The 24,096-nt window shown below is 44.1% G+C and carries 24 protein-coding genes and 1 riboswitch; of the genes, 21 read left to right on the plus strand and 3 right to left on the minus strand.

Annotation, left to right across the window (positions count from 1 at the left end; genetic code table 11):
• The first annotated feature begins 68 nt into the window (after positions 1-68).
• From H509_RS0112870 to H509_RS26790, 15 genes are all read left to right on the plus strand, one after another.
• Positions 69-902 carry a hypothetical protein gene (locus H509_RS0112870; RefSeq protein ID WP_211234333.1) on the plus strand — a complete coding sequence of 278 codons (834 nt, stop codon included), beginning with the start codon at positions 69-71 and terminating at the stop codon, positions 900-902.
• A 32-nt stretch (positions 903-934) separates the two neighbouring features.
• Positions 935-2,824, plus strand: coding sequence for an ATPase, T2SS/T4P/T4SS family (locus tag H509_RS25190; protein WP_211234334.1), 1,890 nt, complete (start codon positions 935-937; stop codon positions 2,822-2,824).
• Positions 2,814-4,916: a hypothetical protein gene (locus H509_RS0112880; protein ID WP_028545446.1), complete on the plus strand. Its 2,103-nt coding sequence runs from the start codon at positions 2,814-2,816 to the stop codon at positions 4,914-4,916. The genes H509_RS25190 and H509_RS0112880 overlap by 11 nt, the downstream gene beginning before the upstream one ends.
• Positions 4,917-4,928: 12 nt before the next feature.
• The gene (locus H509_RS0112885) at positions 4,929-5,408 is read left to right on the plus strand and encodes a hypothetical protein (protein WP_028545447.1); all 480 of its coding nucleotides are present in this window, start codon (positions 4,929-4,931) and stop codon (positions 5,406-5,408) included.
• Between the two features lie 21 nt (positions 5,409-5,429).
• Positions 5,430-5,813, plus strand: coding sequence for a hypothetical protein (locus H509_RS0112890; RefSeq protein WP_028545448.1), 384 nt, complete (start codon positions 5,430-5,432; stop codon positions 5,811-5,813).
• Positions 5,814-5,824: 11 nt separating this feature from the next.
• Positions 5,825-6,376: a hypothetical protein gene (locus H509_RS0112895; RefSeq protein WP_028545449.1), complete on the plus strand. Its 552-nt coding sequence runs from the start codon at positions 5,825-5,827 to the stop codon at positions 6,374-6,376.
• On the plus strand, positions 6,363-7,334 hold the full coding sequence (locus tag H509_RS0112900; RefSeq protein ID WP_028545450.1) for a hypothetical protein: 972 nt from the start codon (positions 6,363-6,365) through the stop codon (positions 7,332-7,334). Before H509_RS0112895 ends, H509_RS0112900 begins: the two co-directional genes overlap by 14 nt.
• A gap of 94 nt (positions 7,335-7,428) precedes the next feature.
• Positions 7,429-7,534: riboswitch (TPP riboswitch) on the plus strand.
• Between the two features lie 243 nt (positions 7,535-7,777).
• The gene (locus H509_RS0112905; RefSeq protein ID WP_051287050.1) at positions 7,778-8,392 is read left to right on the plus strand and encodes a thiamine phosphate synthase; all 615 of its coding nucleotides are present in this window, start codon (positions 7,778-7,780) and stop codon (positions 8,390-8,392) included.
• A 43-nt stretch (positions 8,393-8,435) separates the two neighbouring features.
• Complete coding sequence (thiO, locus tag H509_RS25195; RefSeq protein WP_051287051.1) at positions 8,436-9,611, plus strand: glycine oxidase ThiO; 1,176 nt, start codon at positions 8,436-8,438, stop codon at positions 9,609-9,611.
• 31 nt (positions 9,612-9,642) lie between these two features.
• Positions 9,643-9,846: a sulfur carrier protein ThiS gene (gene thiS, locus H509_RS0112915; RefSeq protein WP_028545452.1), complete on the plus strand. Its 204-nt coding sequence runs from the start codon at positions 9,643-9,645 to the stop codon at positions 9,844-9,846.
• Positions 9,847-9,853: 7 nt separating this feature from the next.
• Positions 9,854-10,630 (plus strand): thiazole synthase, encoded by a 777-nt coding sequence (locus H509_RS0112920; protein ID WP_036697016.1) that lies wholly within the window; start codon positions 9,854-9,856, stop codon positions 10,628-10,630.
• A gap of 119 nt (positions 10,631-10,749) precedes the next feature.
• The gene (thiD, locus tag H509_RS25200; RefSeq protein WP_036697359.1) at positions 10,750-11,604 is read left to right on the plus strand and encodes a bifunctional hydroxymethylpyrimidine kinase/phosphomethylpyrimidine kinase; all 855 of its coding nucleotides are present in this window, start codon (positions 10,750-10,752) and stop codon (positions 11,602-11,604) included.
• Positions 11,588-12,256 carry a thiamine phosphate synthase gene (gene thiE, locus H509_RS0112930; RefSeq protein WP_028545454.1) on the plus strand — a complete coding sequence of 223 codons (669 nt, stop codon included), beginning with the start codon at positions 11,588-11,590 and terminating at the stop codon, positions 12,254-12,256. The genes thiD and thiE overlap by 17 nt, the downstream gene beginning before the upstream one ends.
• A 28-nt stretch (positions 12,257-12,284) precedes the next feature.
• Positions 12,285-13,487 carry a chromate efflux transporter gene (chrA, locus tag H509_RS0112935; RefSeq protein WP_028545455.1) on the plus strand — a complete coding sequence of 401 codons (1,203 nt, stop codon included), beginning with the start codon at positions 12,285-12,287 and terminating at the stop codon, positions 13,485-13,487.
• A gap of 163 nt (positions 13,488-13,650) precedes the next feature.
• Positions 13,651-14,436 (plus strand): winged helix-turn-helix domain-containing protein, encoded by a 786-nt coding sequence (locus H509_RS26790; RefSeq protein ID WP_051287053.1) that lies wholly within the window; start codon positions 13,651-13,653, stop codon positions 14,434-14,436.
• A gap of 58 nt (positions 14,437-14,494) precedes the next feature.
• Here H509_RS26790 and H509_RS26795 read toward each other — a convergent pair whose 3' ends face one another.
• Both H509_RS26795 and H509_RS0112950 read right to left on the minus strand, forming a co-directional pair.
• On the minus strand, positions 14,495-15,112 hold the full coding sequence (locus tag H509_RS26795; protein WP_051287055.1) for a C40 family peptidase: 618 nt from the start codon (positions 15,110-15,112) through the stop codon (positions 14,495-14,497).
• A gap of 398 nt (positions 15,113-15,510) precedes the next feature.
• Positions 15,511-16,179, minus strand: coding sequence for a thiamine diphosphokinase (locus H509_RS0112950; RefSeq protein WP_036697019.1), 669 nt, complete (start codon positions 16,177-16,179; stop codon positions 15,511-15,513).
• Positions 16,180-16,337: 158 nt separating this feature from the next.
• On the opposite strand from H509_RS0112950, the gene H509_RS0112955 reads away from it, so the two are divergent.
• Complete coding sequence (locus H509_RS0112955) at positions 16,338-16,817, plus strand: low molecular weight protein-tyrosine-phosphatase (protein WP_028545458.1); 480 nt, start codon at positions 16,338-16,340, stop codon at positions 16,815-16,817.
• Between the two features lie 241 nt (positions 16,818-17,058).
• Here the strand turns inward: H509_RS0112955 and H509_RS0112960 are convergent, their stop codons facing one another.
• Positions 17,059-17,790, minus strand: coding sequence for an alpha/beta hydrolase (locus H509_RS0112960; protein WP_028545459.1), 732 nt, complete (start codon positions 17,788-17,790; stop codon positions 17,059-17,061).
• Between the two features lie 304 nt (positions 17,791-18,094).
• On the opposite strand from H509_RS0112960, the gene pdhA reads away from it, so the two are divergent.
• The 5 genes from pdhA (at position 18,095) to thyA (ending at position 24,046) form a co-directional block, all read left to right on the plus strand.
• On the plus strand, positions 18,095-19,162 hold the full coding sequence (gene pdhA, locus H509_RS0112965) for a pyruvate dehydrogenase (acetyl-transferring) E1 component subunit alpha (RefSeq protein ID WP_028545460.1): 1,068 nt from the start codon (positions 18,095-18,097) through the stop codon (positions 19,160-19,162).
• 78 nt (positions 19,163-19,240) lie between these two features.
• Positions 19,241-20,218 (plus strand): alpha-ketoacid dehydrogenase subunit beta, encoded by a 978-nt coding sequence (locus tag H509_RS0112970; RefSeq protein ID WP_028545461.1) that lies wholly within the window; start codon positions 19,241-19,243, stop codon positions 20,216-20,218.
• 35 nt (positions 20,219-20,253) lie between these two features.
• Entirely contained in the window at positions 20,254-21,552 is a 1,299-nt protein-coding gene (locus tag H509_RS0112975; RefSeq protein ID WP_028545462.1) for a dihydrolipoamide acetyltransferase family protein, read from the plus strand.
• Positions 21,553-21,556: 4 nt separating this feature from the next.
• Entirely contained in the window at positions 21,557-22,972 is a 1,416-nt protein-coding gene (gene lpdA / locus H509_RS0112980) for a dihydrolipoyl dehydrogenase (protein WP_028545463.1), read from the plus strand.
• Between the two features lie 279 nt (positions 22,973-23,251).
• The gene (gene thyA, locus H509_RS0112985; protein ID WP_028545464.1) at positions 23,252-24,046 is read left to right on the plus strand and encodes a thymidylate synthase; all 795 of its coding nucleotides are present in this window, start codon (positions 23,252-23,254) and stop codon (positions 24,044-24,046) included.
• Positions 24,047-24,096 lie beyond the last annotated feature (50 nt).

The raw sequence follows: 24,096 nt of genomic DNA on the forward strand, positions 1-24,096 counted from the left end.
CTCGCCATGTATTTGGGCAGTCAACTATTGCATCTATCCTTGCGGTGAGGTTAGCTGTACAACATGGTATGCGTGTCTTAATTGTACATAATGACGAGTTAAATAATGGGGCGGAACAATTGTTATGCAGCTCAAAATATCATTCGGCACACGTAACAACTTCCTCTGCGCGATATGGGGATGTGCCTGATGGTTGGACGGCTGTCCAGCGATATTTAAAGTCACATCAGTTAAATGCTGAGCTTCTTGTGTCATGTACAACTCCAGTAATTCCTAAGTTGGACATTATTCGAGTACCAGATCTCTTTGACACTAGGGATGACCATTCTAATGAAATGACCGCACTTATGTCGAGCTGTATTCATTGGATGACTACTGCTTATGACATCGTTATATGGGATTGGAACGTCCGTGACATTTCGATTGCAGCTACAACGAAGGAGGAACGAGAGGAGTGCAGCCTATCAAGCAAATATAACTGCTTTCATTGGTTAGCTGAAGAATGTTTTGGTCTAATTCAGATTATGAATCAGGCGCGCACGAACACAGTTCGTAGTCCACAAGTAGTTCGATTTGAATCTGATCCCTTGCCTAGTGGAACCCGATCAAAGTACCGATTAGGCATCATAAACATGTATGATCCAGAATTGTCGATCAGCTTAACTCATTTGAAGCGAAAATACAAATCTCATCACATGTTTGCCGTTCCTTACGATTCAGCACTCCGTAATAGCAGTGCGGTTGGAACCTTATTACCTTATTTAATGAGGTTAAGCTATCGCATGGGTCAAGGGGAGCATGTACCTTTATTAAGAGGCATGGATAAGGTTGTTGAACATATCATTGTTTGTTCCAATGCAGTAGGACGCCAGTCATGGGACGGTGCAAGGCAGTGGGGATAATGTTTAAGCTCTACGGGGTGCTCTTCATAATTATGACGACATTGCTTATAGTTAGTGCCCTTATTTGGCGAAAGTGGAGGCGGAAGCACAAGACGCAGCATTCCTCCAGCACAATGTGGAACTGGGAGGAATTGATTCGAATGGTACGTGAGACGATCCAGCAATGGACGAGTGATCCGCTGCTGGATCATTACGATAATGATGAGACGTATCGAAGAGAATTCACACGTCGAGAATCATTGCGTCGGGCATTACGTGTATGTAATAGTGGGGACCGAACTCAGAAGGAGTTCGTCAAGGATATCATTTCAGAGTTGATTACTGCACACGTTGTTTGGACAGAAGCGCAATATAATTTGTTAATTCCTTTCCATAGGGCATCCGAAATGAGCATTAAAGACAAATTTGATATTTTACTGTTTGTTTATACAGAACGATATGGTGCAGATGCTATGCATGAGCTTATTCAGAAATATAAATGGGATCAAATGAGACACCACTATAACTCAAATGGTCAGTGGGAACCGTCTTATGAAATTAGCGAGAAGGATATAGATGCAGCGTTTCGTCAAGAACGTATTCATTTACAGGACAAAATGCGGATTCGCCTTATAACTCAACGTATTTATGAACAATATAAAGGTTTGTCCGTCATAGATGAACTGCGTGATCAACGTGTTGATGGCATATCTGGGGGAGTAAGCGGAATGTCCACCTCAACATTTGAGCAAGTATATGCTAATGGTTTTCGCGTTCATGAAATAGACAATAAACAATCTCGATCTCATCCCACTGCTTCGCGCTCCTATGACAGTGTGTGGCTGTTTTATAAAGGAAAATCTATCCGTATGTCATTTTTAAGCTTTGGAAATGATGCTGAACTGAGACGTATATGCCATAACATCTATAAGTATAGGACACCTGGCCCTTTAACAGAAGCAGACGGTTATCGAGTTAATGATTTGAAAGATGGATCAAGGATTGTAGTTATGCGTCCTCCTTTCTCCGAGTCGTGGGCATTTTTCTTGAGAAAGTTCGACAGGACGAATCCATCTCTTGAAAAGCTTATTCCCGATAAAGGCTCACAAGACGTGATTCAATTGTTACGGTATTTAATGAAGGGAGCTTGTGTGACGGCGATAACTGGCGCGCAAGGCTCCGGTAAGACGACACTTCTGATGGCGATTGTGGAGGCCATTTATCCGTTTTATCCGCTTCGAGTGCAGGAACAGGCATTTGAGCTTCATTTGCGCCAACTATACCCAGAGCGCAACATATTAACATTACGTGAGACGGAGCGTATTAGTGGACAAGCAGGTCTGGACGTCCAAAAGAAAACAGATGGATCTGTTCATATATTAGGTGAGGTGTCTACAGACCCCATTGCGGCATGGATGATTCAGATGGCCCAAGTTGCCAGTTTATTTACGGTGTTCACCCATCACGCCAAGACGTTTCCCGATCTGATTATGTCCCTGCGAAATTCATTGTTAAAGACAGGGATGTTTCATGATGAAAAAATTGCGGAGCAACAAGTGGCTTCAATAATTCATGTAAATGTTCATCTGGCAAGAGACCCTACAGGCAAGCGATATATTGAACGTATAACGGAATGCATCCCCTTATTAAAAACACGGCATCCCAGTTCTTTGTTAGATGAAGATGTGGAGGAGATGACGAGGAACGCTCCAATCAGCAGCTGGTCGTCATTTATTGAGGTGGCAAGCGACTATTACAAACAGTGCTTAAATCAACATTCGTATAGTTATCGTAATATTATGGAATTTAAAAATGGCCAATACATATGGGCAGAAGGTTTGACGGAGCAATTAACAGCAACCATGCTTAAGGAAATGACAGAGGAAGATAATCAGGCTTGCCGGAACTGGCTATTTTCAAGGGGGAAGCCACATGTCATTTAACAACATATTAGTTGTTGTTCTTATATTAAGTAGTATGTGTGCCCTCGCAATCTGGATCAGGATCAACAGAGTGGAACGGTCACCGTGGCATAAGGTTATTTATTTCGAGCGTCGAACAGATATTTCAAGTATACGAAGCGTAATTCGGACAAGTTATCGTCTTTTGAATCGTATTCCAGTAATTCAGTCAAAAGTCAAAAAAGTACGTCTTAGGCTAAGTGTGCTGTACGGTTACGATGAGTGGTTATTGCGAGAACAGACGGCCAAAGTGATGTGGGGAGTGTTTGGGACAATTGTCGCTGTCATCCTTGTATTTTGCATGTTTGATCAGGACTGGATTTCAGTGTTAATGCTTCTGATCGTACTTAGTGTGGCTGAAAGTTTATATATAGATTTCGTTGTTGATAAGGCAGAACGGAAGTTGCTTCATCAATCGATTGGCATGTTATCTTATGTTCGGCATGACTATCATCGTCATCGTATGATTGAACTCTCCATTGAAGAGGCGTTACAACACTCGGCCCCACTTGTAAGACCACATGGTGAGAGACTGTTACGTTGTATAGTCGATCCAGAGGATGAGTCAGCCTTGGCAGCTTATGATGAAGCGGCGCCGCATCGATATTTTAGATTGTTTGCGCGGTTGAGCAGGATGGTCTCTGAATATGGAGATCCTTTGAATGAACAGCGATCATCTGTTTTTCTGCAAGGCATCTCGATGTTAATTCGTGAGATGCACACAGAACAGCTTTTGCGCCATAAACTTAACATACATATGAGTGGACTTAAAGCTATCGCGGTAATACCTGTACTTTTTGCATCCCCCATCGAACAGTGGGCTAGAGCCTGTTTTCCTTCAATGAATGAATTTTACACGAGCAAGTGGGGGTGGTTTGTCAAAGTTGTTGTAGTTGCAATTGTATTGGCGTGCCATCGATTGCTGGGGGAATTGCAATATTACAAAGCGACTACTGTCCGTGCACAACTCCACACTTTTTCCGCTACTCGCATTCTACAATCCAGATGGATCCATGTTGTTGTCCTAAATTGGATCAAACACATTCCGAGTCGAACGCTTCAGGCAAACGTGCGCTCGTTACAGGAGTCCAATGTAGGAATATCGATTGTGGCGTGGTACAAACGTCGTCTGCTAGTATCCGTTGTTTGCCTTTTGTTCAGTGCGATTATATGTATCGGTATTCACTTGAGTATTGACTATGAATTATTGAACAAAGATCGGAGATGGACGACGTTATTGTCAACAACTGTTGCACCTTCGGGATGGCAATCGCCAGTGTCTAGCGATATTGGCGAAAGTAAGCTAGCGGATGAAGACAGACAACACATCAAACGATTAAAACATTGGGTGAAGGATGAAAAGCTGGCGACCTTGTCCATTAGTGAGCAGAAGCAGGTGCTGCGAGAGCGGATAACTACCCAATATCCGAAATGGAGTCAACAGGCAATAAAACAGATGAGCGAACGTCTTGTAGAAATACATACTGAATTTATGTACAACGGATTTAAGTGGTGGGAAGTGCTAATCGTTATAATGGCTGGCGTAATCGGATATTATTTCCCAAGCGTACAGCTTGTATTGAAAAGGCGTATCCGTACGATGGACATTCGGATTGAACTAAGTCAATTTTATGCTTTGACTATGTTATTAAGATCGTTTGAGCGAATGACGGCGGAACAGTTACTGGATTGGATGGCTCGAAGCTCAACAAGTTGCCGTGGTGCGTTGTTACATTGTCAGATGATGTGGGAAAGTGGAGCAGAGGAAGCACTTACTACACTGCGGCGTAATATCCCGTACCCCGAATTTGTAAGGTTTGTAGATCAATTGGAGGCGGCGTATGAACATGTACCACTAAAAGAAGCATTTGATGATGTGGAGCAAAATTGGCTATTTGATCAAGAGTGGAGGCGTCAACAAGAAGAGCAAAGCGTGGAGGTGAAGGCAGTTTGGGGTAAATGGCTTGGATTTGCTCCGATGTATGCAATTACGTTTTTATATTTAGTACTCCCGTTAGTATGGATAAGTGCTCATCAGATGAATCAGTCTTTTACACAAATTCAACATCTCTAGGGGATGATCTTAATGAATAATGCCCAATCGGCGCTTAAAGTTGCAGCAGGTATATTTTTAACAATTGCACTGATTACTATCGTTGTATTGTTGTTTGTTTCTGCACAAGAAGCGACAAAGACGGCACAGAATGAGTTCTCTTCTATACAGACCGAATTAAGCAAAGCTTCATTTACGGTCTATGACAATACGACTGTAAGCGGCTCGCAGGTCGTTAACGCCATTCGCAAATTTAATCAAAAGGAGCAGTTCGGAATACGTGTAATTACGGGTAAAAATAAAGTGGCAAACGCTAGCCACCCTGGAATCTCCTATGGTTACGATGTGAACCTTGACGGTACGATTAATAACGCTATTATGCCGAACAGTGCAATATTACTGGCGACAACGGAATCATTAGATACATACGTAAATCCAAGCGGTAAATTTAAAGCTAGTCTAATTGTTGATTCATCAAACGTAACTAGAGGAATTGTATTTGATCAACGTTAATTTACACGATTGGAGAAATTTATGGGTTCTAATGGGAGAAATGTGGTGGAACTGTCTGTTGTAGTATTGTTATTTGTATTTTCCTTAATATATGCGTTGTCCAGTGCACAGGCGTCAGCAAGCACGTTGCAGCAATTAAATACAGCGAATGTGAATAAGGATCGTATCGTTCATTCTACAATCGGCTCAGTATCGGAGCCAACTTTGACAGGGGGTGACATTTTGATGATGCTAACACTCATGCAGCAGGAAAATATTAAAATAGTCGTGGGAAATGAGGCTGTACAGTTAAATGTCAAGAACCTTGAGGAGGCTAATGTATCTATGATTAAGCTGAATAAATTATACAGTGAGACTACATATCGTGATCGTTCAGGCCAGATTGTACTTATTCATTATGTGTAAGGTGACGTGAGATGGTTGACGTGTTGTCAAAGCTAATAGGATTCATTATTGCTATTTTGCTTCTATTTATATTTCCATTACAACAATCATACGCCAGGCAGGCCGACATTCAGTATTTACATGTGTTTAAGAGTACGACTGAATTTACGGACGCCATTCGGGATATGGGTTATATTACACCGCGTATGTGGCTAGATTTTCAAGATGAGCTTACGCAGCTTGGTATAATGATGGATATTAAGATGGAGCATTCTGCGAAGCGATATGATCCAATTTACGATGACCCATTAAAGCCAGAGAGCTTTCATGAGGAATTTCTTGTTCGCCATGAAGTCACAAATACAGCAGATATTATGCAAATTTTATTTCCGCATAGTGCGGAGCCGAATGAAGCGTTAACTCGCCGATACACGCTGAAGACAGGCGACTTCATACAAGTAAAGGTGACTAATAGGCAGCAACTGGCGGCTGATGTGTTGTTGGAATGGTTGACGTCATCATTTTCAGAATGGAAGCGAATTGACGTTTCTGTTGGAGGAATGGTACGTAATGAAGATTATTAAGTTCGCACTCATAATGGCTGCCGTCAGTTTGCCGTGGTTTTGGAATAATCGTTTACAGGCCGAGGAGCAGCTACATCATTTGCGTTCTGTACAATCGTACAATTATTTTTTGGACACTGCCGTTGATGATGCGGCGGCAACTCTCCATGCTAATCCAACAGACATCGATGCGCAGATGGGTTACGAATCGCCAAAGCACATTACAATTAATAAAGATGCTGCACTGCGAGCGTTTATGGAAACGTTGTTTATAAATATTAGTATTGTGGATGACCGAATTAGCCAGGATATGCTGGCATCTTATATTCCAGCAATCGCAATAGTGGGCTATGATGGACTTGATATATGGACAGAGGAGGCCTATGTTGATCGTGAGGGGATCTCACATTTAAAACATGTATGGCTTCCTAAAATTCCTTTTACTCATACTGATCAAAAAGGTAATGTTTATGCTTTTACACTAGACGATTATGTAACGGTATATCAGCCTGAGCTAAAGCAGTGGATTAAAGGCTACCAGCGAGAGCTTATGCAGCATTCAACGTTACCTCTGTTAAGGGATCAAACTCTGTTCGAATCAGTACGGCGCACGACGATCGTAAATAAGGTTCAGGAAGAGCTTGCTTACCGAGTGAATAGGAACAATAATAATTCAAAACGGATAGGTACAGCATATAAGTTTACGTTTCCTACTATATCAGGAGAAGAATGGGCCAATTCTATAAACGACGTTGGTGTACTAGCTTGTGTACAGGACCTTCCGATGGGGGCTTATAAGTTTAATAACTATGCGATTGGTGGTGCCCGATTAGTACGAAACCATTTATTTTATGGGACTATACGGGATGGGGTTAAGATAGCCCTTCCCGAGTCATGTAAACCACTTGTTGTGGAGGAGGTGCTGGCCAATTCCAGAGCAGCTGCGAAGCGAGGTTATTTCGTAAAGCGCTGTTTATAGTTGATACGAGGATTATGGCATAGGAGGGCATGTCTCTTTTCAAATTGTAAAATTCGTGATAAACTAGCGTAGCAATCAAATTATTGTCATAGTTATCCATCACTAGGGGGGCCGTATATCGGCTGAGATGAAGTGTAAGCTTCGGACCCTTAGCACCTGATCTGGATCATGCCAGCGTAGGGAAGTGTGGATTGGAATTCTTCAAGTGAGTCAGGCTGACGCTCCGAATTTGTGGTATTATGTTGCAACGTGGCATTATTTCCATTCGAAGTGTATTAGTGTGAACTAATAAACGACCTGATTCCACTAGGTGCTCCTTACTTTCAATGGGAATTGGAAGTAAGCTGCTGAATGAGGCCAATCTTTAACCACTCTCTATGTGAGAGTGGTTTTTTGTGTTATCCCACGTATCTACACTCTGTAAAATGAGAGGTGAGAGCAACGTGATTGTACCGTGGCTTCATATTGTTACACCTGAAGGGTTGTCTGGGAACGATATCGTTCAGACCGTGAAGATAATTGCTCATAAGGTAGACGCCGTCCATCTGCGTCAGAAACAGTGGAGTGCTCGCCAAATGTGGAGCGTTTTGGAAGAAGCGAGGCTAGAGGGTATTCCGATGCATAAGTGGATTGTAAACGATCGTGCGGATGTGGCGGCTTCCTGTGGCGCGCGTGGTGTCCATTTGGCCTATCACAGCGTACCAATTCATGCAATAAGACCAGTATATCCGCAGTTGACAGTAGGGGTATCTGTACATAGTCCGATGGAGCTTACGTCTTGTGTGATGGGCGGTGCTGATTATGCGCTGTACGGACATATTTACGAGACAGCATGCAAGCCAGGTTTAGCTGGCCGTGGACTTCAGGGCTTGATGTCATGCAGACAGTTAAGCGCCATTCCTATTATTGCTATTGGTGGAATTACACCAGAGCGAGTTTCGAGTGTAATACAGGCAGGCGCTTCTGGAGTTGCGGTTATGTCACCGATATGGGAGACATCTTCACCTTTGAATATGGTGCTGCGTTATAGAGACGCCATGCATGCCCTTGTTCCTTGAGTCGCTGTTGGGCCGCTTATGACGATAGAAAGGAGAAACACATATGACAACATCTGGACTTTCAGCTTCAAGTGTAAACAGGAATCACGTTGATTTGATTGTTGTAGGAGGGGGAGTAATCGGTTGCGCAATCGCTTATGAGGCGGCTTTAACGGGGATGCAAGTAATCGTGCTAGAAAGAGACCGTATCGGGTACGGAGCCTCTAGGGCTGCGGCAGGGATGCTGGCGCCGGTTGCAGAGTGTATTCAGCAGGATGAACTGGCACAATTTGCTTGTACGAGTCATGACCTATTCCCAGGATGGAGTGAGCAGCTATGGGAGTTGTCGCAAGTGGATCTTGAACTGCATCTGCGAGGAATTCATGTTCCTGTGATGAAGGGAAGCGACCACACAATAACGGAGCTTCAGCTTCGTAAAGCAGCTCTACTACATCCAGCTGGAATGCATTATGGGATGGAGTGGATTAGCGATGCGAAGCTCCAAGCGTTCCCCTATTATCACGGCTCTGACGTGGAAGGGGTGTATGTGCTTCCTAAAGAAGGCCATTTATCTCCGACCAAATTGACGGAAGCTTTGTTTACAGCGGGCAAAAGACGAGGTGTCCAATTCCATGAACACGAGCAAGTGGTGGACTTCATTATCCATAATGGCCGTATCCAAGGTGTCAAGACGGGATCAGGCGAATGGTACAGTGATCACGTCATCATCTGTTCTGGATTAGATAGTCATTTGTTAACGGATAAATGTGGAATTCATCTTCCACTCCACCCCGTGAAGGGCGAATTGGTTGTTGTTCGATCCAAATTAGCTATATCCACAGTAGTGCATGGGGACGGTGTATACATCGTACCAAAGAGTGGAGGTCGTATTTTTATTGGTGCCACCTCTTATCCGAACCGATATGACCAAATGGTTGAAGTTGGTTCTGTAATGAAGCTTATGGAAAAGGCATGTCGCTGTATTCCTGAATTGGAGCATTCCGAGTGGGAGCAAGCGTGGTCTGGCCTCCGTCCTGCAACGGCAGATGGACTTCCCTATTTGGGGCCGATATCGCATATTAAAGGTCTTTGGATAGCGGCGGGCCATTTTAGAAACGGGATTTTGTTAAGTGCCGCTACAGCAATCGGTATGGCAAGGTGGCTAGCAACAGGTGAGGTGCCGTGGTTGTGGATGGATGCGTTCAGTCCCGAACGCAGCAAAGCTACGCGATTGGCGTGAATGCGCAATGATTTAATTAGGAGGGTGTACGATGGAAGTAAAGGTAAATGGTCATTCTATGGAATTATCGTTGCAGGAGGCACACATCCAGCATCTGATGGAACATTTGCAAATGACACATCGAATAGTCATTGTTGAACATAACGGCACAATTGTACCTAAACATAAATACGATGCGACCCCGATTATGAACGGGGATCGTATTGAAATTGTACATTTTGTTGGAGGAGGCTGATTACATAATGAAATCATCACATTTACAAATAGGGTCCCATCGCTTTCAATCACGTTTGTTGTTAGGAACAGGTAAATTTTCAAGCTTTGAAGTGCAGCAGCAAGCAGTTAAAGTGTCTGAGACTCAAATATTAACGTTTGCTGTACGTCGGATGAACATATTTGATCCTAATCAACCTAACTTTTTGGAACAACTTGATCTATCCCAATATTCATTGCTGCCCAACACCGCAGGAGCATCTAATGCAGAAGAAGCTGTTCGAATTGCACGTCTTGCACAAGCTTCTGGGTTGTGTGACATGATTAAAGTTGAGGTAATTGGAGATGCGAAGACACTGCTTCCAGATCCGATCGAAACATATCGTGCTTGCGAGCAATTGCTAAAAGAAGGCTTTACTGTACTTCCTTACATATCAGACGATGTTATTTTGGCGAAAAGACTGCAAGAGCTAGGGGTCCACGCTATTATGCCTGGTGCGTCTCCGATCGGAGCAGGATTAGGTTTGCTGAACCCTCATTACTTATCGTTTATTATCGAACAAGCGACTGTCCCTGTTATCATTGATGCGGGAATCGGTACCCCAGGAGATGCAGCTAAGGCAATGGAGCTTGGTGCAGACGGGGTGTTGTTAAATACGGCCGTGGCGGGAGCGAAAGATCCCGTTATGATGGCGGAGGCCATGAAGCTAGCTGTTCAAGCCGGACGACTCGGGTATGATGCAGGCCGAATCCCGATGAAACGTTATGCATCGGCAAGCAGTCCGATTGAAGGGCTGCCCGTATGATTGTTGTTTCCAAAGATGCTCCTCACCTCAATGAGCGTAGAAGAAGTGAGCATGGACAGGAGCAAGAGCTATTTAATTGGATGGATCATCAGTGGCAAATGGGCGGCGCGTCAGCATTTATGGACATTTCTCAATTGTCACTAGCCCGTGTTCCACGCGCACTTACGATTGCAGGATCGGATAGCAGTGGTGGTGCGGGAATACAGGCGGATATTAAAACCTTTCAAGAGTGCGGAGCTTATGGTATGTCAGTCATTACGGCGATAACTTCTCAGAATACGAATGGGGTTCGAGATGTTCATGTTATTCCTGTTGAACATATCGTTTCACAAATCGATGCTGTGCAAGAAGATATTGTCCCAGATGCTATCAAAACGGGTATGCTGGTAGACGAGGTGACGATACGTACAATTAGCGATAAAATGAAAGCTTTTGGGTGGTCAAATGTAGTGGTAGACCCTGTTATGATCGCAAAAGGGGGCGCGTCGCTTTTGAGTCTTTCCGCAATTGATACGCTGAGAAAGGAACTGTTGCCGCTGACCACTATAGTGACACCTAACATACCTGAAGCAGAAGTGTTGGCAAATATGAAGATTCACACATTTGAAGATCGCATACAGGCGGCAGCGCGTATTCATGCAAATGGGGTTCCATATGTGTTTATCAAGGGCGGACACGATAATACCTGGTCCACGTGTGATGATTTGCTTTACGATGGTTCCGCAACATGGTGGTTCTCTAGTGAGAGAAGAATTACACCTCACACACATGGAACTGGCTGCACGATATCGGCAGCGATGACTGCTTTTCTTGCAGGTGGTGCGTCTGTTGCTCAAGCTGTATTGCTTGCAAAACAGTTTGTGTACGCTGCAATTCGTGAACCGTTGAATATCGGTCATGGCCACGGGCCAGTCAATCACTGGGCACATCGACAAAGAAATGCAAAGGGGCGTGATTATGATAAATCAAACTAGCGAGCGCAGCCTTCGACAGCAATTAAAGCTTATGTTTGTGGCGGGGACGGTCAACTGCCCATTAGGCTTGGAACATACGCTGCTAGCTGCCTTGAAAGGGGGGATAACCTCTTTTCAATGGCGGGAGAAAAGTTATGAATCGGTGCTGACTGCCGCGCAAAAAACAGTCGTGGGACGTCATATCCGTCAATGGTGTGCTGCTCACAAAGTTATGTTTATTGTAAATGATGATGTCCATTTGGCTGTAGAGCTGGGCGCAGATGGAGTTCATCTTGGACAAGAAGATATGTCGCTCTTTCACGCGAGACAAATATTGCCGCAGCATGTTATTATCGGAGTGTCCGCTCATGATGTGGAGGAAGCAAGGCAGGCTGTTGCGGATGGTGCTAATTATTTGGGCGTGGGACCGATGTTTCATACACTTACTAAACCGGACATTCAGCAGGTTTCAGGGCCATCTGTTATTGCTTCGATCCGTGCCGCCAAGCTAGATATACCGATAGTAGGCATAGGTGGTATTCGCAAGGAAAGAGTAAAGCAAGTTATGGATTCTGGCGCAGATGGAATTGCGGTGGTACAGGCGATCTCGGCAGCAGGCGAAATAGAGCAGGCGGCAAGCGAGTTGTACGCATGTGTAAGCAGTAGGGAATAGTGGTGCCTCGTGAGAGGGGGAGCATGACGTGTGGCGAAGGTGGCGTTCAGTGGGTGGAGTATTTGTTACAGCGTTGAAACTAGGTTTAACATCTTTTGGCGGTCCAGTTGCACATATTGGCTTTTTTCATAAAGAGTATGTTGAACGTCTAAAATGGGTAAATGAGACGCAATTCGGCAATTTAAATGCCTTGTGTCAAATTATGCCGGGACCCTCTAGTAGCCAGCTTGGGATTGGAATCGGAATGTTAAGAGCTGGTTGGTTAGGTGGGGCTGCTGCTTGGTTAGGTTTTACATTGCCTTCCGCCTGTTTGTTATTGTCGTTTGCCCTTGGGCTTGAGACATGGAGCTCCGGCCAAACAGGATGGCTTCAAGGTCTATTGTTGGTCGCAGTAGCTGTAGTTGCACATGCAGTATGGGGAATGGCAAAGCATTTTACACCTGATCGGGAGCGGATGAGCATAGCAGTTGCTGCGTTAGCTGCAAGCTATTTTTTTGCCTCACCCTATATAGGGGTAGTTATTATGCTCATAGCGGCATGTGCGGGTTGTTGGCTTTATCGCAATGAAGATATAAAAGTTAAGCCAGTTGATCATGAGATGAACGCTCCCTTGATATCGCGGACGAGTGGTATCGTCAGTTTAGGCGTACTTATAGGTGGACTATGTCTGCTTCCGTGGCTCGTTTCCTGGTCTTCAGGGATTGCTTTAAGTTTATTTGACATGATGTTTAGAACGGGCTCCCTTGTATTCGGCGGAGGTCATGTTGTGCTGCCGCTAATTAAAAGTGAGCTTGCTCATATGGGATGGCTGACGGAAGAAACCATTGTAGCTGGATACGGCGCAGCCCAAGCAGTACCTGGTCCTCTATTTACATATGCCGCGTATATAGGCGCATCCATCGGGAATGGGGGCCAAGCTATCTTATTCGGAATGATTGCGCTAGTTGGCATCTTTCTTCCTTCTTATTTGATGATGGGAGCAGCGCTTCCTTTTATAGAACACATTTATCGTATCGTTTGGATATCCAGGGCGTTAAAAGGCGCAAATGCTGCGGTAGTCGGACTATTGATCGCGGCGTGGTACGATCCAATATTTACGACGGCGGTGCAGACACCGCTCCAATTTGTCGTTGCAGTAACTGCACTTGTATTACTCGTATATTGGAAATTACCTTCGTGGAGCATTGTAATTGCCGCTGCTCTCACGGGGTCATTGCTGTTTACACCATAAGCGGCATGTCCTCCTGTAGAAACGATCTCAGTGCGAGAATAATATGTATAAATATATAAATTAATACACAAAATAGGTGCGCGCATGCATTAGACTTTAGAATGGCTTATCTTACATTTTTCATTTTAGAAGGTAAGTAGGTAAGCAGTAAGGATGATGAATGATGACGTTGCCTATTCATATATGGTTGCTGGATGATGGAACGAAGCTTGCTGAAGACGCGGTCCAGTGGCTTTCGCAATTAGGTGCAGATGTACTTCGAATCGAAGAATGGAACAGTACACTTATTTGTGATCAGCTTGAGAGTGACTTGAAATTATTACATGTGGCGGCTGGCCGTAATCAAACGGTAAAGGGGCTTGTTTTGTTGTTTGTGGAAGGAGGAGAGTCGTTATCCTATCAATGGAAGACGGTCCTCAAAGAAATAGGTGTTTTTTACAAAGGAAGATCAAGTACAGAGCTGTATGGCATACAGCATCTAGCCTGTATATTATTTGTGCCACATCAGCCTGAACCCGACAGTTATACATTTTTGCTTTCGGGTGGCGATGATGTCATCCAGTTTCCATGTTCCCGCATGGAATGGGACTGTAGGGTGCAGCATAAATGGCTGCGTGCAATGTCACAATACGATGATCCATCTGCTATATTTCAGATAGGTGATCTAATTATCGATACGCAAGCGCGTATCGTAAGTCGATGTACTACAGAATTGCAGCTAACGACGCGTGAATATGAACTATTAGTTATTTTGGCGCAACATCATGGGCGGCCCGTTAGTCGCAAGTTCTTAATGACACATGTTTGGGGCATAGACTTTGATACTACAACCAACATAGTAGATGTCTATATACGTTATTTGCGGCGCAAGATCGATAAAGGTCGGAGCCCTAAGCTGATCCATACCGTTCGAGGCTACGGTTATCAGCTTAAAGCTCCAACCAAGTAAGTTGTTTTCCATCTGCTTAACTAGCGACTCATAGTATCAATCGTTACAGTAATCAGCTTCAAGGCGTACGAATAATATTTGAATTGTTGTGCAGCAGTACGCGGCGTGCAGTCACATATCGATCGCTCCACGAATCTGCGTTTAAGCTGGAGTAAGTAACCCCCGGTTTCCCGAAAGTATGCAAAATTTGATTGTTACCTGCATAAATAGCAACGTGACTAATCTTTTTATCACCACGACGACCGCTGGAGAAAAAGATCAAATCCCCTTTTTGTAGTTGTGAGCGTTTAATGTAAGCGCCTTTTTTAGCCTGCTCATAGGAAGCGCGAGGCAGGTCAACACCTTCTAAATTAAACAAGTATTGTACAAGAGAAGAGCAGTCAAAGCTTTTTGTTTGGAAACTTTTTGCACCAAATACGTAACGTGTTCCTAAGTATTTTTCACCTTTTCTAATAATGTTACTAGCAGCCTGAGCAGTAAAAGAGCTAGTTGTATAAGTAGCTTGTGTTTGATTGGCGCTTGTATTAGATGCTTGTTGATTACTCTGTGTAGCAGTTGAAGTGCTGCTTCCGCTAGTAGTTGAATCCGCAAATGCTGTATGTCCAGGCAACATACCTGTAAAAGCAGCTGCCATAATGGCAACGACTGCAAGGCGGCGATATGATAAAAGTGTCATTGTTGTCATCCTTTCGTTACTTTTTTGTCAACAAAAGTATAACAAACTGTAATTACTCTGTTTATATACTAAAATATACTAAAAGCTTACAAACTTCTGTATATCAATATAGTAAGCGCTTACATTAAAAGTTGATGAGTGCAACGTCAGCACTGGAAAATGCTTATCTGATTGTTTCCTTGGCGATAGATACGGTTGTGGAATCCCTTTGTTATCATTTTTGTAAGACCGTTGTAAACCCAATGCAACACCTTTGATAAGCTTTTACAGGCTAGTCTAAACCATTTAAACCTAAAGAAGCCGCCTTGATGAAAAAGCAGTGTCTGCAATCACAGAAAAGGGTGGCTTCTTTTGATATATTACGTTCAAGACGTCGAACTTGACCAATTTGAAGCAAGTTAATCGTTGCTGCAAATAACGAGCAATAAACCTTCGCGGATAGATATGCTGCCTTCCTCGTCTATCCATTTGTTGCTAATCCCAAGCGATTGCCCGATTACGAGGGATGCATCGTGCAGTGGATACTGAAACCCAGTCAAGTGAATACCATGCACCTCCAACGACAGCGGGAGTAATGATAAATAGGTGTAATGCTCCTTGTTCACGGTTAACTTTCGATCCACGAGACGGATGCAGTTGTGTGCATCTATAATACGCATGTCGATCTGTAATTCAAGTGCGCGCTTTAACAAGTGAATATTAGCTAACGTGTGATCCAGTCTTGTTCCGGTACCCGCACATAAAGTGATGGAAGTAGCGTTATGTTCGATGGCTGCCAGAAAAGCAAGCTCAGTGTCCGTATAATTTTTGTCAATAGCATCGCAGCCTATGTATTGATTACTGGAAGTTTGAATATGTTCACGTTCTGATTCGTCAACGGAATCAAAGTCGCCAAGCGAAAGGTCCGGCTTATATCCAAGTGCAATAATTACGGCAGCTCCGCGGTCCGCACCAATAATGTAATCAGCTTGTGCCAGTGCAGTAGCGATGCTTGCATCTGGACTTCCGCCAGATACGATTACAATTTCACGCTGATGTGGATCTTTGCGATCTCTGTGTTGTTTCATGACTAGACCTTCCTTTAATCCAAAATTCATAAATTTCAAAACTCTAATTGTCGTCCTGTTATATGTTAGTATATCTTGTTCTGCTAGATGTACCAAGAGTTGAAACCGAAATGAACAAACGTTACAATGAAGTAGCTGTTTGTTGAGGGGGAATTGAGATGATCTCTGTACTTTTTGTGTGCTTGGGCAATATATGTCGTTCACCAATGGCTGAAGCTGTGATGCGTCAGCAGGTTGAGGATGCGGGATTGTCTGCATCTATTCAAGTAGACAGCGCTGGAACGGGGGATTGGCACATTGGCCATCCACCACATGAAGGAACTCGAAACATGCTTGATCAAGTGATGATTTCGTATGCAGGCATGAAAGCACGCCAAATTGAAACAAATGATTTCACGAACTTCACTTATATCGTTTGCATGGATGAAAATAATGAACGTAATGTTATGGCATGGAAGGGTGCGCATGAGCGAACAGCTGAAGTGATTCGTTTTATGTCGCTGTTACCAGAGGAACCTTTAACAGACGTGCCGGACCCTTATTATACGGGCAACTTTGATGAAGTATATCGTCTAGTATCAGAAGGTTGCAAGCAACTGTTGGCGAAGATTGTTCGTGAACATCATTTGTTAGCTTAAGGAAGGGGTTCGGCTGCGAGTTGCTTATTGCTTATTCCGGTCAACGGGTCAACGAACTGATTTGTTAATGTTTGTTAGACATGAGGATAGGGTTAGGACAAGTTGTGACCATAACTAACGATTATAATCGCCAATTACCATATAATTGAGAAAGTGACATACATCCTTGTATGTCACTTCTTTCATTTGGTTCAATTAAAAGGGGTCATATAAAGAGCGTATCTACAAAGCTGCACTATATTTATTCCAGAAAGAATCGAAGGGCCTGCGGGATATGCTGTTGCCAGAAACCCCATTGGTGCTTTCCGTCGTGTTCCTCGTAGTGGAAGTTAGCTGCTCTGTCAGCAAACAAACTTCTTGCTTGACGATTTAATTCCACAAAGTTATAGGTGCCACGATCTGTTTCAAAAGCTGTTTCCTGCAAACCAACAATCATAAACAGATGCAGCCAGCTCAAGTCGTGCTGCTCAGTAATGATAGCTTGCGATGCAGCGTAGTAGGCACCAGAGAGTGAGATGATCTGTCTAAATTTCTCAGGGTATAGCAGCGCAAGATGAAGAGATACCGTACCGCCAAGCGAATCCCCTGCGACGATGATATTTGTCCAATCCGTACGAACGGGATACAGATTCTCAATGGCAGGCACGATATGTTCAGCAAATGACCGTGTGTATGATTCAAAGCGTTCCCCATCTGGGGAATATTCCTCTGTTCGGATTTTTTTGTCGACATCGACGCCTACAATAATAAAGGGTTCAATATCTTCATCTAATATAAGCTTGTTTGCGATTGTTGCAATTCGCCCAAAATTAAAGAAGTCTTCGCCATCCTGACAATAGACAACAGGATAACTTAGTACTTCTTGATAGCCTGGCGGCAAATAGACCCGAACGGGACGGCTGCCGCTTGCCAATAGCGGACAGGCTATTTCATGTTTAACGACAGTACGCTTCAGATAAGCAGAATCAGTCATGTTAAGCACCACCTATGCAATATTTTATCCAAATTAGGAAACACTATCGCAGTATGATGTACATACCGCATGTAATTAAAAGGGTTGAAAACATGTGAAAAGGGTGAATGTGATTTCAACTATTTTTCACAACTTAGACAATTTTGTAGCACTCTGTTATAGTATTTAAATACGCCTGTTATAACAACAATTCTCAAAATATTCACTTTTTTCGCGATATGTTTTGACCAATCGACTAAAACAGGTGTATAATAATTCTATAACAGAGAAACAAATTCTTCAAACTTTTATTGAGGTGAAAATGATGAGCAAGTTCCCATTTGAAGTTCAGACGGAAGATGTACAACCATTATCCGTGTTGTCTCCGGAAGGCGAAGTCATCAATCCAGACATGATGCCTGAATTGACTGACGAGCAATTAAAAGAAGTTATGTACCGTATGGTATTTACACGCGCATGGGATGATCGTGCGATTAACTTAGGTCGTCAAGGCCGCTTGGGCTTCTACGCGCCAGTATCTGGTCAAGAAGCTTCCATGGTAGGTAGCGTGTATCCGCTCCAAAAGGAAGACTTTGTTGTTCCTGCATACCGTGACATGCCTCAGATCGTATGGCATGGTTTGCCGTTGTATCAAGCATTCTTGTATTCCCGCGGTCATCAGCACGGCGGACAGATTCCAGAGGGCGTTAATGTCCTTATGCCGCAAATTATCATTGGTGCGCAAATTTTGCACGCTATGGGTATTGCGAAGGGCTTTAAATTAAGAAAGCAGCCACAAGTTGCAATTACGTACACAGGTGACGGCGGTTCTTCCGAAGGCGACTTCTACGAAGGCTTGAACTTCGCAGGCGCATTCCAATTGCCAGTTATTTTCTTTGTACAAAATAACGGTTATGCCATTACAACGCCATTTGCTAAGCAAACTGCGGCGAAGTCTATCGCTCACAAAGCAGTTGCGGCTGGTATTCACGGCATGCAAATCGACGGTATGGACGTGTTGGCTGTTATTAAAGCTGTTCAAATCGCTGCTGAGCGCGGACGCAAAGGCGAAGGTGCTACTCTGATCGAAGCGTTGACTTACCGTTTCCGTCCTCACTCCATGGCGGACGATACAACTAAGTATCGTACGAAAGACGAAGAAGCAGAATGGTCGATCAAAGATCCAATCGTTCGTTTCGGTAAGTTCTTGGAGAAAAAAGGTCTGTGGACTGAAGAAGAAACGGCTCGCGTAAAAGACGAAGCAAAAGCGAAAGTCAATGAAGAAATCAAACGCGCTGAGCAAACCGAAAAAATGACAATTGGGGGTCTGATCGACACTATGTTTGAAAAGACACCACAACATTTGGAAGAACAAAAAGCAGATTTTAAATAAATTTCAGAAGCTGATACAGCTTGAACGGGACTGCAAAGCATAAGGACTTTGCGATAACGGTAAGGAGGAAACGAAGCAATGGCTCAAATGAATATGAAAGAAGCGATTCGTGACGCAATGCGCGTAGAATTGAAACGTGACCCTAACGTAATCTTGTTCGGTGAAGACGTAGGTCATGTAGGCGGGGTATTCCGTGCAACAGAAGGTTTGCAAAAAGAATTTGGTGAAGATCGTGTATTCGATACGCCGCTGGCAGAGTCCGCAATTGGTGGTATGGCTGTAGGTCTTGGCGTTCAAGGATTCCGTCCTATCGCTGAAATCCAATTCGTAGGCTTTATTTATGAAGCTCTCGACCAAATGTGCGTACAAGCTGCACGTATGCGTTACCGTTCCGGCGGTCGTTACAATTCTCCAATCGTTTTCCGTACACCTTTTGGTGGCGGTGTAAAAGCGGCTGAATTGCATACCGACTCCTTGGAAGGTTTGTTGGTGCAAACGCCAGGTATTAAAGTTGTAATTCCTTCGAATCCATATGATGCAAAAGGTTTGCTCATCTCTGCGATTCGTGATAATGACCCTGTCTTCTTCATGGAACATTTGAACTTGTACCATGCTTTCCGTGATGAAGTGCCTGAAGGCGAATATACAGTAGAACTCGGCAAAGCAAACGTTGTGCGTGAAGGTAAAGACGTAACGATCCTTTCTTACGGCTTGATGGTTCACACATCCATGAAAGCAGCTGCTGAACTCGAAAAGCAAGGCATCCAAGCAGAAGTTATCGATTTGCGTACTTTGATGCCGCTTGATATCGATACAATCGTTGCTTCTATCAAGAAGACAAACCGTTGCATCATCGTTCAAGAAGCTCAAAAAACATCTGGTGTTGCAGCAGAAGTTATCGCTCAAATCAACGAGAAAGCGATTCTTCACCTTGAAGCTCCAGTACTTCGTGTTGCAGGTCCTGATACAGTGTATCCATTTGCACAAATTGAAGATCAATGGCTTCCAACTCCAGCACGCATCGTAGAATCGGTTAACAAAGTCTTGAACTTCTAATATAGAACCGCAACAGATAGAGGAGGTAATTTGCAGTGGCAAAATTTGAATACCGCTTCCCTGAGCTTGGCGAGGGATTGCATGAAGGCGAAATCATCAAAATGCTTATCAAACCAGGTGATAAAGTTACGGACGACGATATCATCATGGAAGTACAAAACGATAAAGCGATCGTAGAGGTGCCATGTCCTGTTAACGGTACAGTGCTTGAAGTGCTGGCTAAAGACGGTCAAGTGATGCACATGGGCGAAGTTGTCGCTATTATCGATGCTGAAGGCGACGTGCCTGAGCAAGCTGCTCCAGCAGCAGAAGCAGAAGCAGAAGCAGCTAAAGGTGGAGCTGACACGACGTCTTCTCCAGCAGCAGAAGCTCCTAAAGCTGAAGCACAAGCAGCAGCACCTGTTGCACCTAATCACGAAGTGTTGGCGACACCTAGCGTGCGCAAACTGGCTCGTGAACTGGGTGTTAACATTGCTGAAGTTCCAGGTACTGGCAACAACGGCAAAGTATCTCGTGAAGATGTAGAAGCATTCGCTAAAGGCGGAGCGCCAGCACCTAAAGCAGAAGCTAGCACTACAGAAGCTGCACCGGCAGCTAAAGCAGCAGCTCCTGTTGCTGCTGTAGATCGTAACGTTGAAGAAGAGCGTGTGCCATTTAAAGGTATCCGCAAAGCGATTTCCAACGCAATGGTTAAATCAGCTTACACGGCTCCACACGTTACAATTATGGATGAAGTAGACGTTACGGATCTCGTAGCATTCCGTACGCGCTTGAAACCGATCATGGAGAAGAAAGGTACGAAAGTTACTTACTTGCCATTTATCGTTAAAGCATTGGTAGCAGCTTGCCGTCAGTTCCCAGCTATGAACGCGATGATCGACGAAGCAGCTCAAGAAATCGTCTACAAAAAATACTACAACATCGGTATCGCAACAGACACAGACAATGGTCTTATCGTACCGGTTATTAAAGACGCAGATCGTCGCAGCATCTGGATGATTGCGGATGATATTAAAGATCTTGCTGGTCGCGGTCGTGACGGCAAATTGGGTCCTAACGAATTAAAAGGCAGCACGATTACCATTACAAATATCGGTTCTGCTGGCGGTATGTTCTTTACGCCAATCATCAACTATCCAGAAGTTGCTATTTTGGGTACAGGTCGTATTTCCGAGAAAGCTGTCGTTAAAAATGGTGAGATTGTTGCAGCACCAGTGATGGCTCTGTCCTTGAGCTTTGACCATCGTCTCATCGATGGCGCAACAGCACAAAACTTTATGAACTATCTCAAGCAATTGCTTGCTAATCCTGAGTTGCTTGTTATGGAGGTGTAATCGAATGGTAGTGGGAGACGCATCTTTAAATATTGATACTTTGGTAATTGGCGCAGGACCTGGGGGTTATGTTGCAGCTATTCGTGCCGCACAACTGGGTCAAAGCGTAATGATCGTTGATAAGTCTGAACTTGGTGGCGTATGTTTGAACCGTGGTTGTATTCCATCCAAGGCACTCATCAGTGCAGCACATCAATATGAAGTTACACAGCATGCTTCTGAAATTGGAATTACGGCTGAGAACGTAACGGTTGACTTTTCAAAAGTCCAAAATTTCAAAGCAGGCGTAGTTAAAAAATTGACTGGCGGCGTAGGCGCACTCTTAAAAGCAAACAAAGTTCAAGTTTTCAAAGGTGAAGCAATGTTCATCAATGAGACAGAAGCTCGTTTGTTTAACGACCAAGAAGCACCACGTTACAAGTTTAACAACTGCATTATCGCTACAGGTTCCCGTCCGATTGAATTGAAGGCATTCCCGTTTAGCGGCCGCATCTTGTCCTCGACAGAAGCGCTTGAATTGCCTGAAATTCCTAAAAGCATGATCGTTATCGGCGGTGGATACATTGGTGCTGAGTTGGGCCAAATGTATTCCAAGTTCGGAACAAAAGTAACTGTTATCGAGGGCGCTGACATGGTTTTGCCAGGCTTCGATAAAGATATGACTCAAATCGTATCCAAAAACATGAAGAAAACGAACGTTGAAATCTTTACGGGTGCTAAAGCGGAGTCCGCTACGCAAACAGACAAAGACGTTACTGTTAAGTTCTCTGTTGGCGGCGAAACTAAAGAAGTAACAGCTGAATATTTGCTCGTGACAGTTGGCCGTCGTCCAAACACTGACGGAGAACTTGGTCTTGACATGATCGGCGTGAAAATGACAGACCGTGGCTTGATCGAAGTGGATCACCAAGGACGCACAAGCATTCCACACATCTACGCAATTGGCGATATCGTACCTGGTCTTGCGCTTGCGCACAAAGCTTCTTACGAAGGTAAAGTAGCGGCAGAAGCAATTTCCGGTATGCCTAGCGTGGTGGATTACAAAGCAATGCCTGCTGTTTGCTTCACAGATCCTGAATGTGCAAGCGTAGGCTTGTCCGAGTCTGAAGCAAAAGGCAAAGGACTGAACGTGAAGTCCGGTAAGTTCCCATATGCGGGCAACGGACGTGCACTTTCCCTTGGCGGCAGTGTAGATGGCTTTGTGAAGATCGTTGCTGATGCGGAAACAGGCGTAGTGCTTGGTTCTCAAATCGTCGGTCCAGAAGCTTCCAACTTGATCGCTGAGCTTGGCTTGGCTGTAGAGATGGCTGCTACTTTGGAAGACTTGGCGTTGACGATCCATGCGCATCCAACACTTGGTGAAATCGTGATGGAAGCAGCAGAGGTTGTTCTTGGTCACCCGATTCACACTGTAAAATAATTGTCTCACTCTTTCTGTAAGGTTCTGTTTGAATTCTGTTTACGGTTCTATATATAATGCTGATACCCCCGAGCTCTGGAGCTGCGGGGGATTTTTTTATCAGCTAGCTGCTAAGTGCATGATCAAAGCGTTAATGCAGCATAGTCAAGAGCAAAAGTGATTAATTGTTTTTATTACGGCTACCAAATATACGATTCGTCCAAATTGGTGACTTTTTGAGGTTACCAATGTTAAAATGAAACTCAACCTTGAGGAATTAGAACGGAGTGAAATAAAGAAATGAAATCATACTTGGAGTTGCTGCAAGATGTGTTGGACAATGGCGTACATAAAGAGGATCGAACCGGCACCGGTACAGTATCCGTATTTGGGCGGCAGCTACGCTTTGATTTGCAGCAAGGATTTCCGCTTGTAACGACGAAGCGTCTGCATCTCAAATCAATTGTTCACGAACTGCTCTGGTTTCTGAGCGGAGAGACTAACATTCGTTATCTGAAAGAGAATGGGGTTCGCATTTGGGACGAGTGGGCAGATGAGAACGGTGACCTTGGTCCAGTGTATGGCTCGCAATGGCGACATTGGGAAACGAAGGATGGTCGTGTCATTGACCAGATTACAAACGTCATTGAGCAGATCAAATCAAATCCCGATTCTCGTCGCTTGCTCGTATCTGCCTGGAACGTAGGCGAAGTGGAACATATGAAATTGCCGCCTTGCCACTATGTATTTCAGTTTTATGTAGCTAATGGGAAGCTAAGCTGTATGCTCAATATGCGTTCTGTTGATACGTTTTTGGGGCTCCCGTTTAATATTGCAAGTTATGCGCTGCTTACCCATATGGTTGCCCAGCAGTGCGGGCTGGACGTGGGTGAGTTTGTTTGGACCGGTGGCGATGTCCATATATATTCCAATCACATGGAGCAGGTACGCACCCAACTTGGAAGAGAGCCGTTCCCGTTACCCAAGCTTGTAATTAAGCGTCAGCCTGCTTCAATTTTTGATTATAAGTTTGAAGATTTTGAGTTTGAAGGATATGAGTACCATCCGACCATTAAAGCTATTGTGGCAGTGTGATTTCATTTTTAAATAACAGTTTCAGTAACTATTCAGGATGGAAGATCACA

Source organism: Paenibacillus taiwanensis DSM 18679, assembly GCF_000425125.1.
In the GTDB taxonomy this organism is placed as follows: Bacteria; Bacillota; Bacilli; order Paenibacillales; family Paenibacillaceae; genus Paenibacillus_B; species Paenibacillus_B taiwanensis.

Coding starts and splice junctions, on each gene's coding strand:
- H509_RS0112870 (WP_211234333.1), top strand. CDS start 69: ATGCGTGTCTTAATTGTACATAATGACGAGTTAAATAATGGGGCGGAA.
- H509_RS25190 (WP_211234334.1), top strand. CDS start 935: ATGACGACATTGCTTATAGTTAGTGCCCTTATTTGGCGAAAGTGGAGG.
- H509_RS0112880 (WP_028545446.1), top strand. CDS start 2,814: ATGTCATTTAACAACATATTAGTTGTTGTTCTTATATTAAGTAGTATG.
- H509_RS0112885 (WP_028545447.1), top strand. CDS start 4,929: ATGAATAATGCCCAATCGGCGCTTAAAGTTGCAGCAGGTATATTTTTA.
- H509_RS0112890 (WP_028545448.1), top strand. CDS start 5,430: ATGGGTTCTAATGGGAGAAATGTGGTGGAACTGTCTGTTGTAGTATTG.
- H509_RS0112895 (WP_028545449.1), top strand. CDS start 5,825: ATGGTTGACGTGTTGTCAAAGCTAATAGGATTCATTATTGCTATTTTG.
- H509_RS0112900 (WP_028545450.1), top strand. CDS start 6,363: ATGAAGATTATTAAGTTCGCACTCATAATGGCTGCCGTCAGTTTGCCG.
- thiO (WP_051287051.1), top strand. CDS start 8,436: ATGACAACATCTGGACTTTCAGCTTCAAGTGTAAACAGGAATCACGTT.
- thiS (WP_028545452.1), top strand. CDS start 9,643: ATGGAAGTAAAGGTAAATGGTCATTCTATGGAATTATCGTTGCAGGAG.
- H509_RS0112920 (WP_036697016.1), top strand. CDS start 9,854: ATGAAATCATCACATTTACAAATAGGGTCCCATCGCTTTCAATCACGT.
- thiD (WP_036697359.1), top strand. CDS start 10,750: ATGGACATTTCTCAATTGTCACTAGCCCGTGTTCCACGCGCACTTACG.
- thiE (WP_028545454.1), top strand. CDS start 11,588: ATGATAAATCAAACTAGCGAGCGCAGCCTTCGACAGCAATTAAAGCTT.
- H509_RS26790 (WP_051287053.1), top strand. CDS start 13,651: ATGACGTTGCCTATTCATATATGGTTGCTGGATGATGGAACGAAGCTT.
- H509_RS26795 (WP_051287055.1), bottom strand. CDS start 15,112: ATGACACTTTTATCATATCGCCGCCTTGCAGTCGTTGCCATTATGGCA.
- H509_RS0112950 (WP_036697019.1), bottom strand. CDS start 16,179: ATGAAACAACACAGAGATCGCAAAGATCCACATCAGCGTGAAATTGTA.
- H509_RS0112955 (WP_028545458.1), top strand. CDS start 16,338: ATGATCTCTGTACTTTTTGTGTGCTTGGGCAATATATGTCGTTCACCA.
- H509_RS0112960 (WP_028545459.1), bottom strand. CDS start 17,790: ATGACTGATTCTGCTTATCTGAAGCGTACTGTCGTTAAACATGAAATA.
- pdhA (WP_028545460.1), top strand. CDS start 18,095: ATGAGCAAGTTCCCATTTGAAGTTCAGACGGAAGATGTACAACCATTA.
- H509_RS0112970 (WP_028545461.1), top strand. CDS start 19,241: ATGGCTCAAATGAATATGAAAGAAGCGATTCGTGACGCAATGCGCGTA.
- lpdA (WP_028545463.1), top strand. CDS start 21,557: ATGGTAGTGGGAGACGCATCTTTAAATATTGATACTTTGGTAATTGGC.
- thyA (WP_028545464.1), top strand. CDS start 23,252: ATGAAATCATACTTGGAGTTGCTGCAAGATGTGTTGGACAATGGCGTA.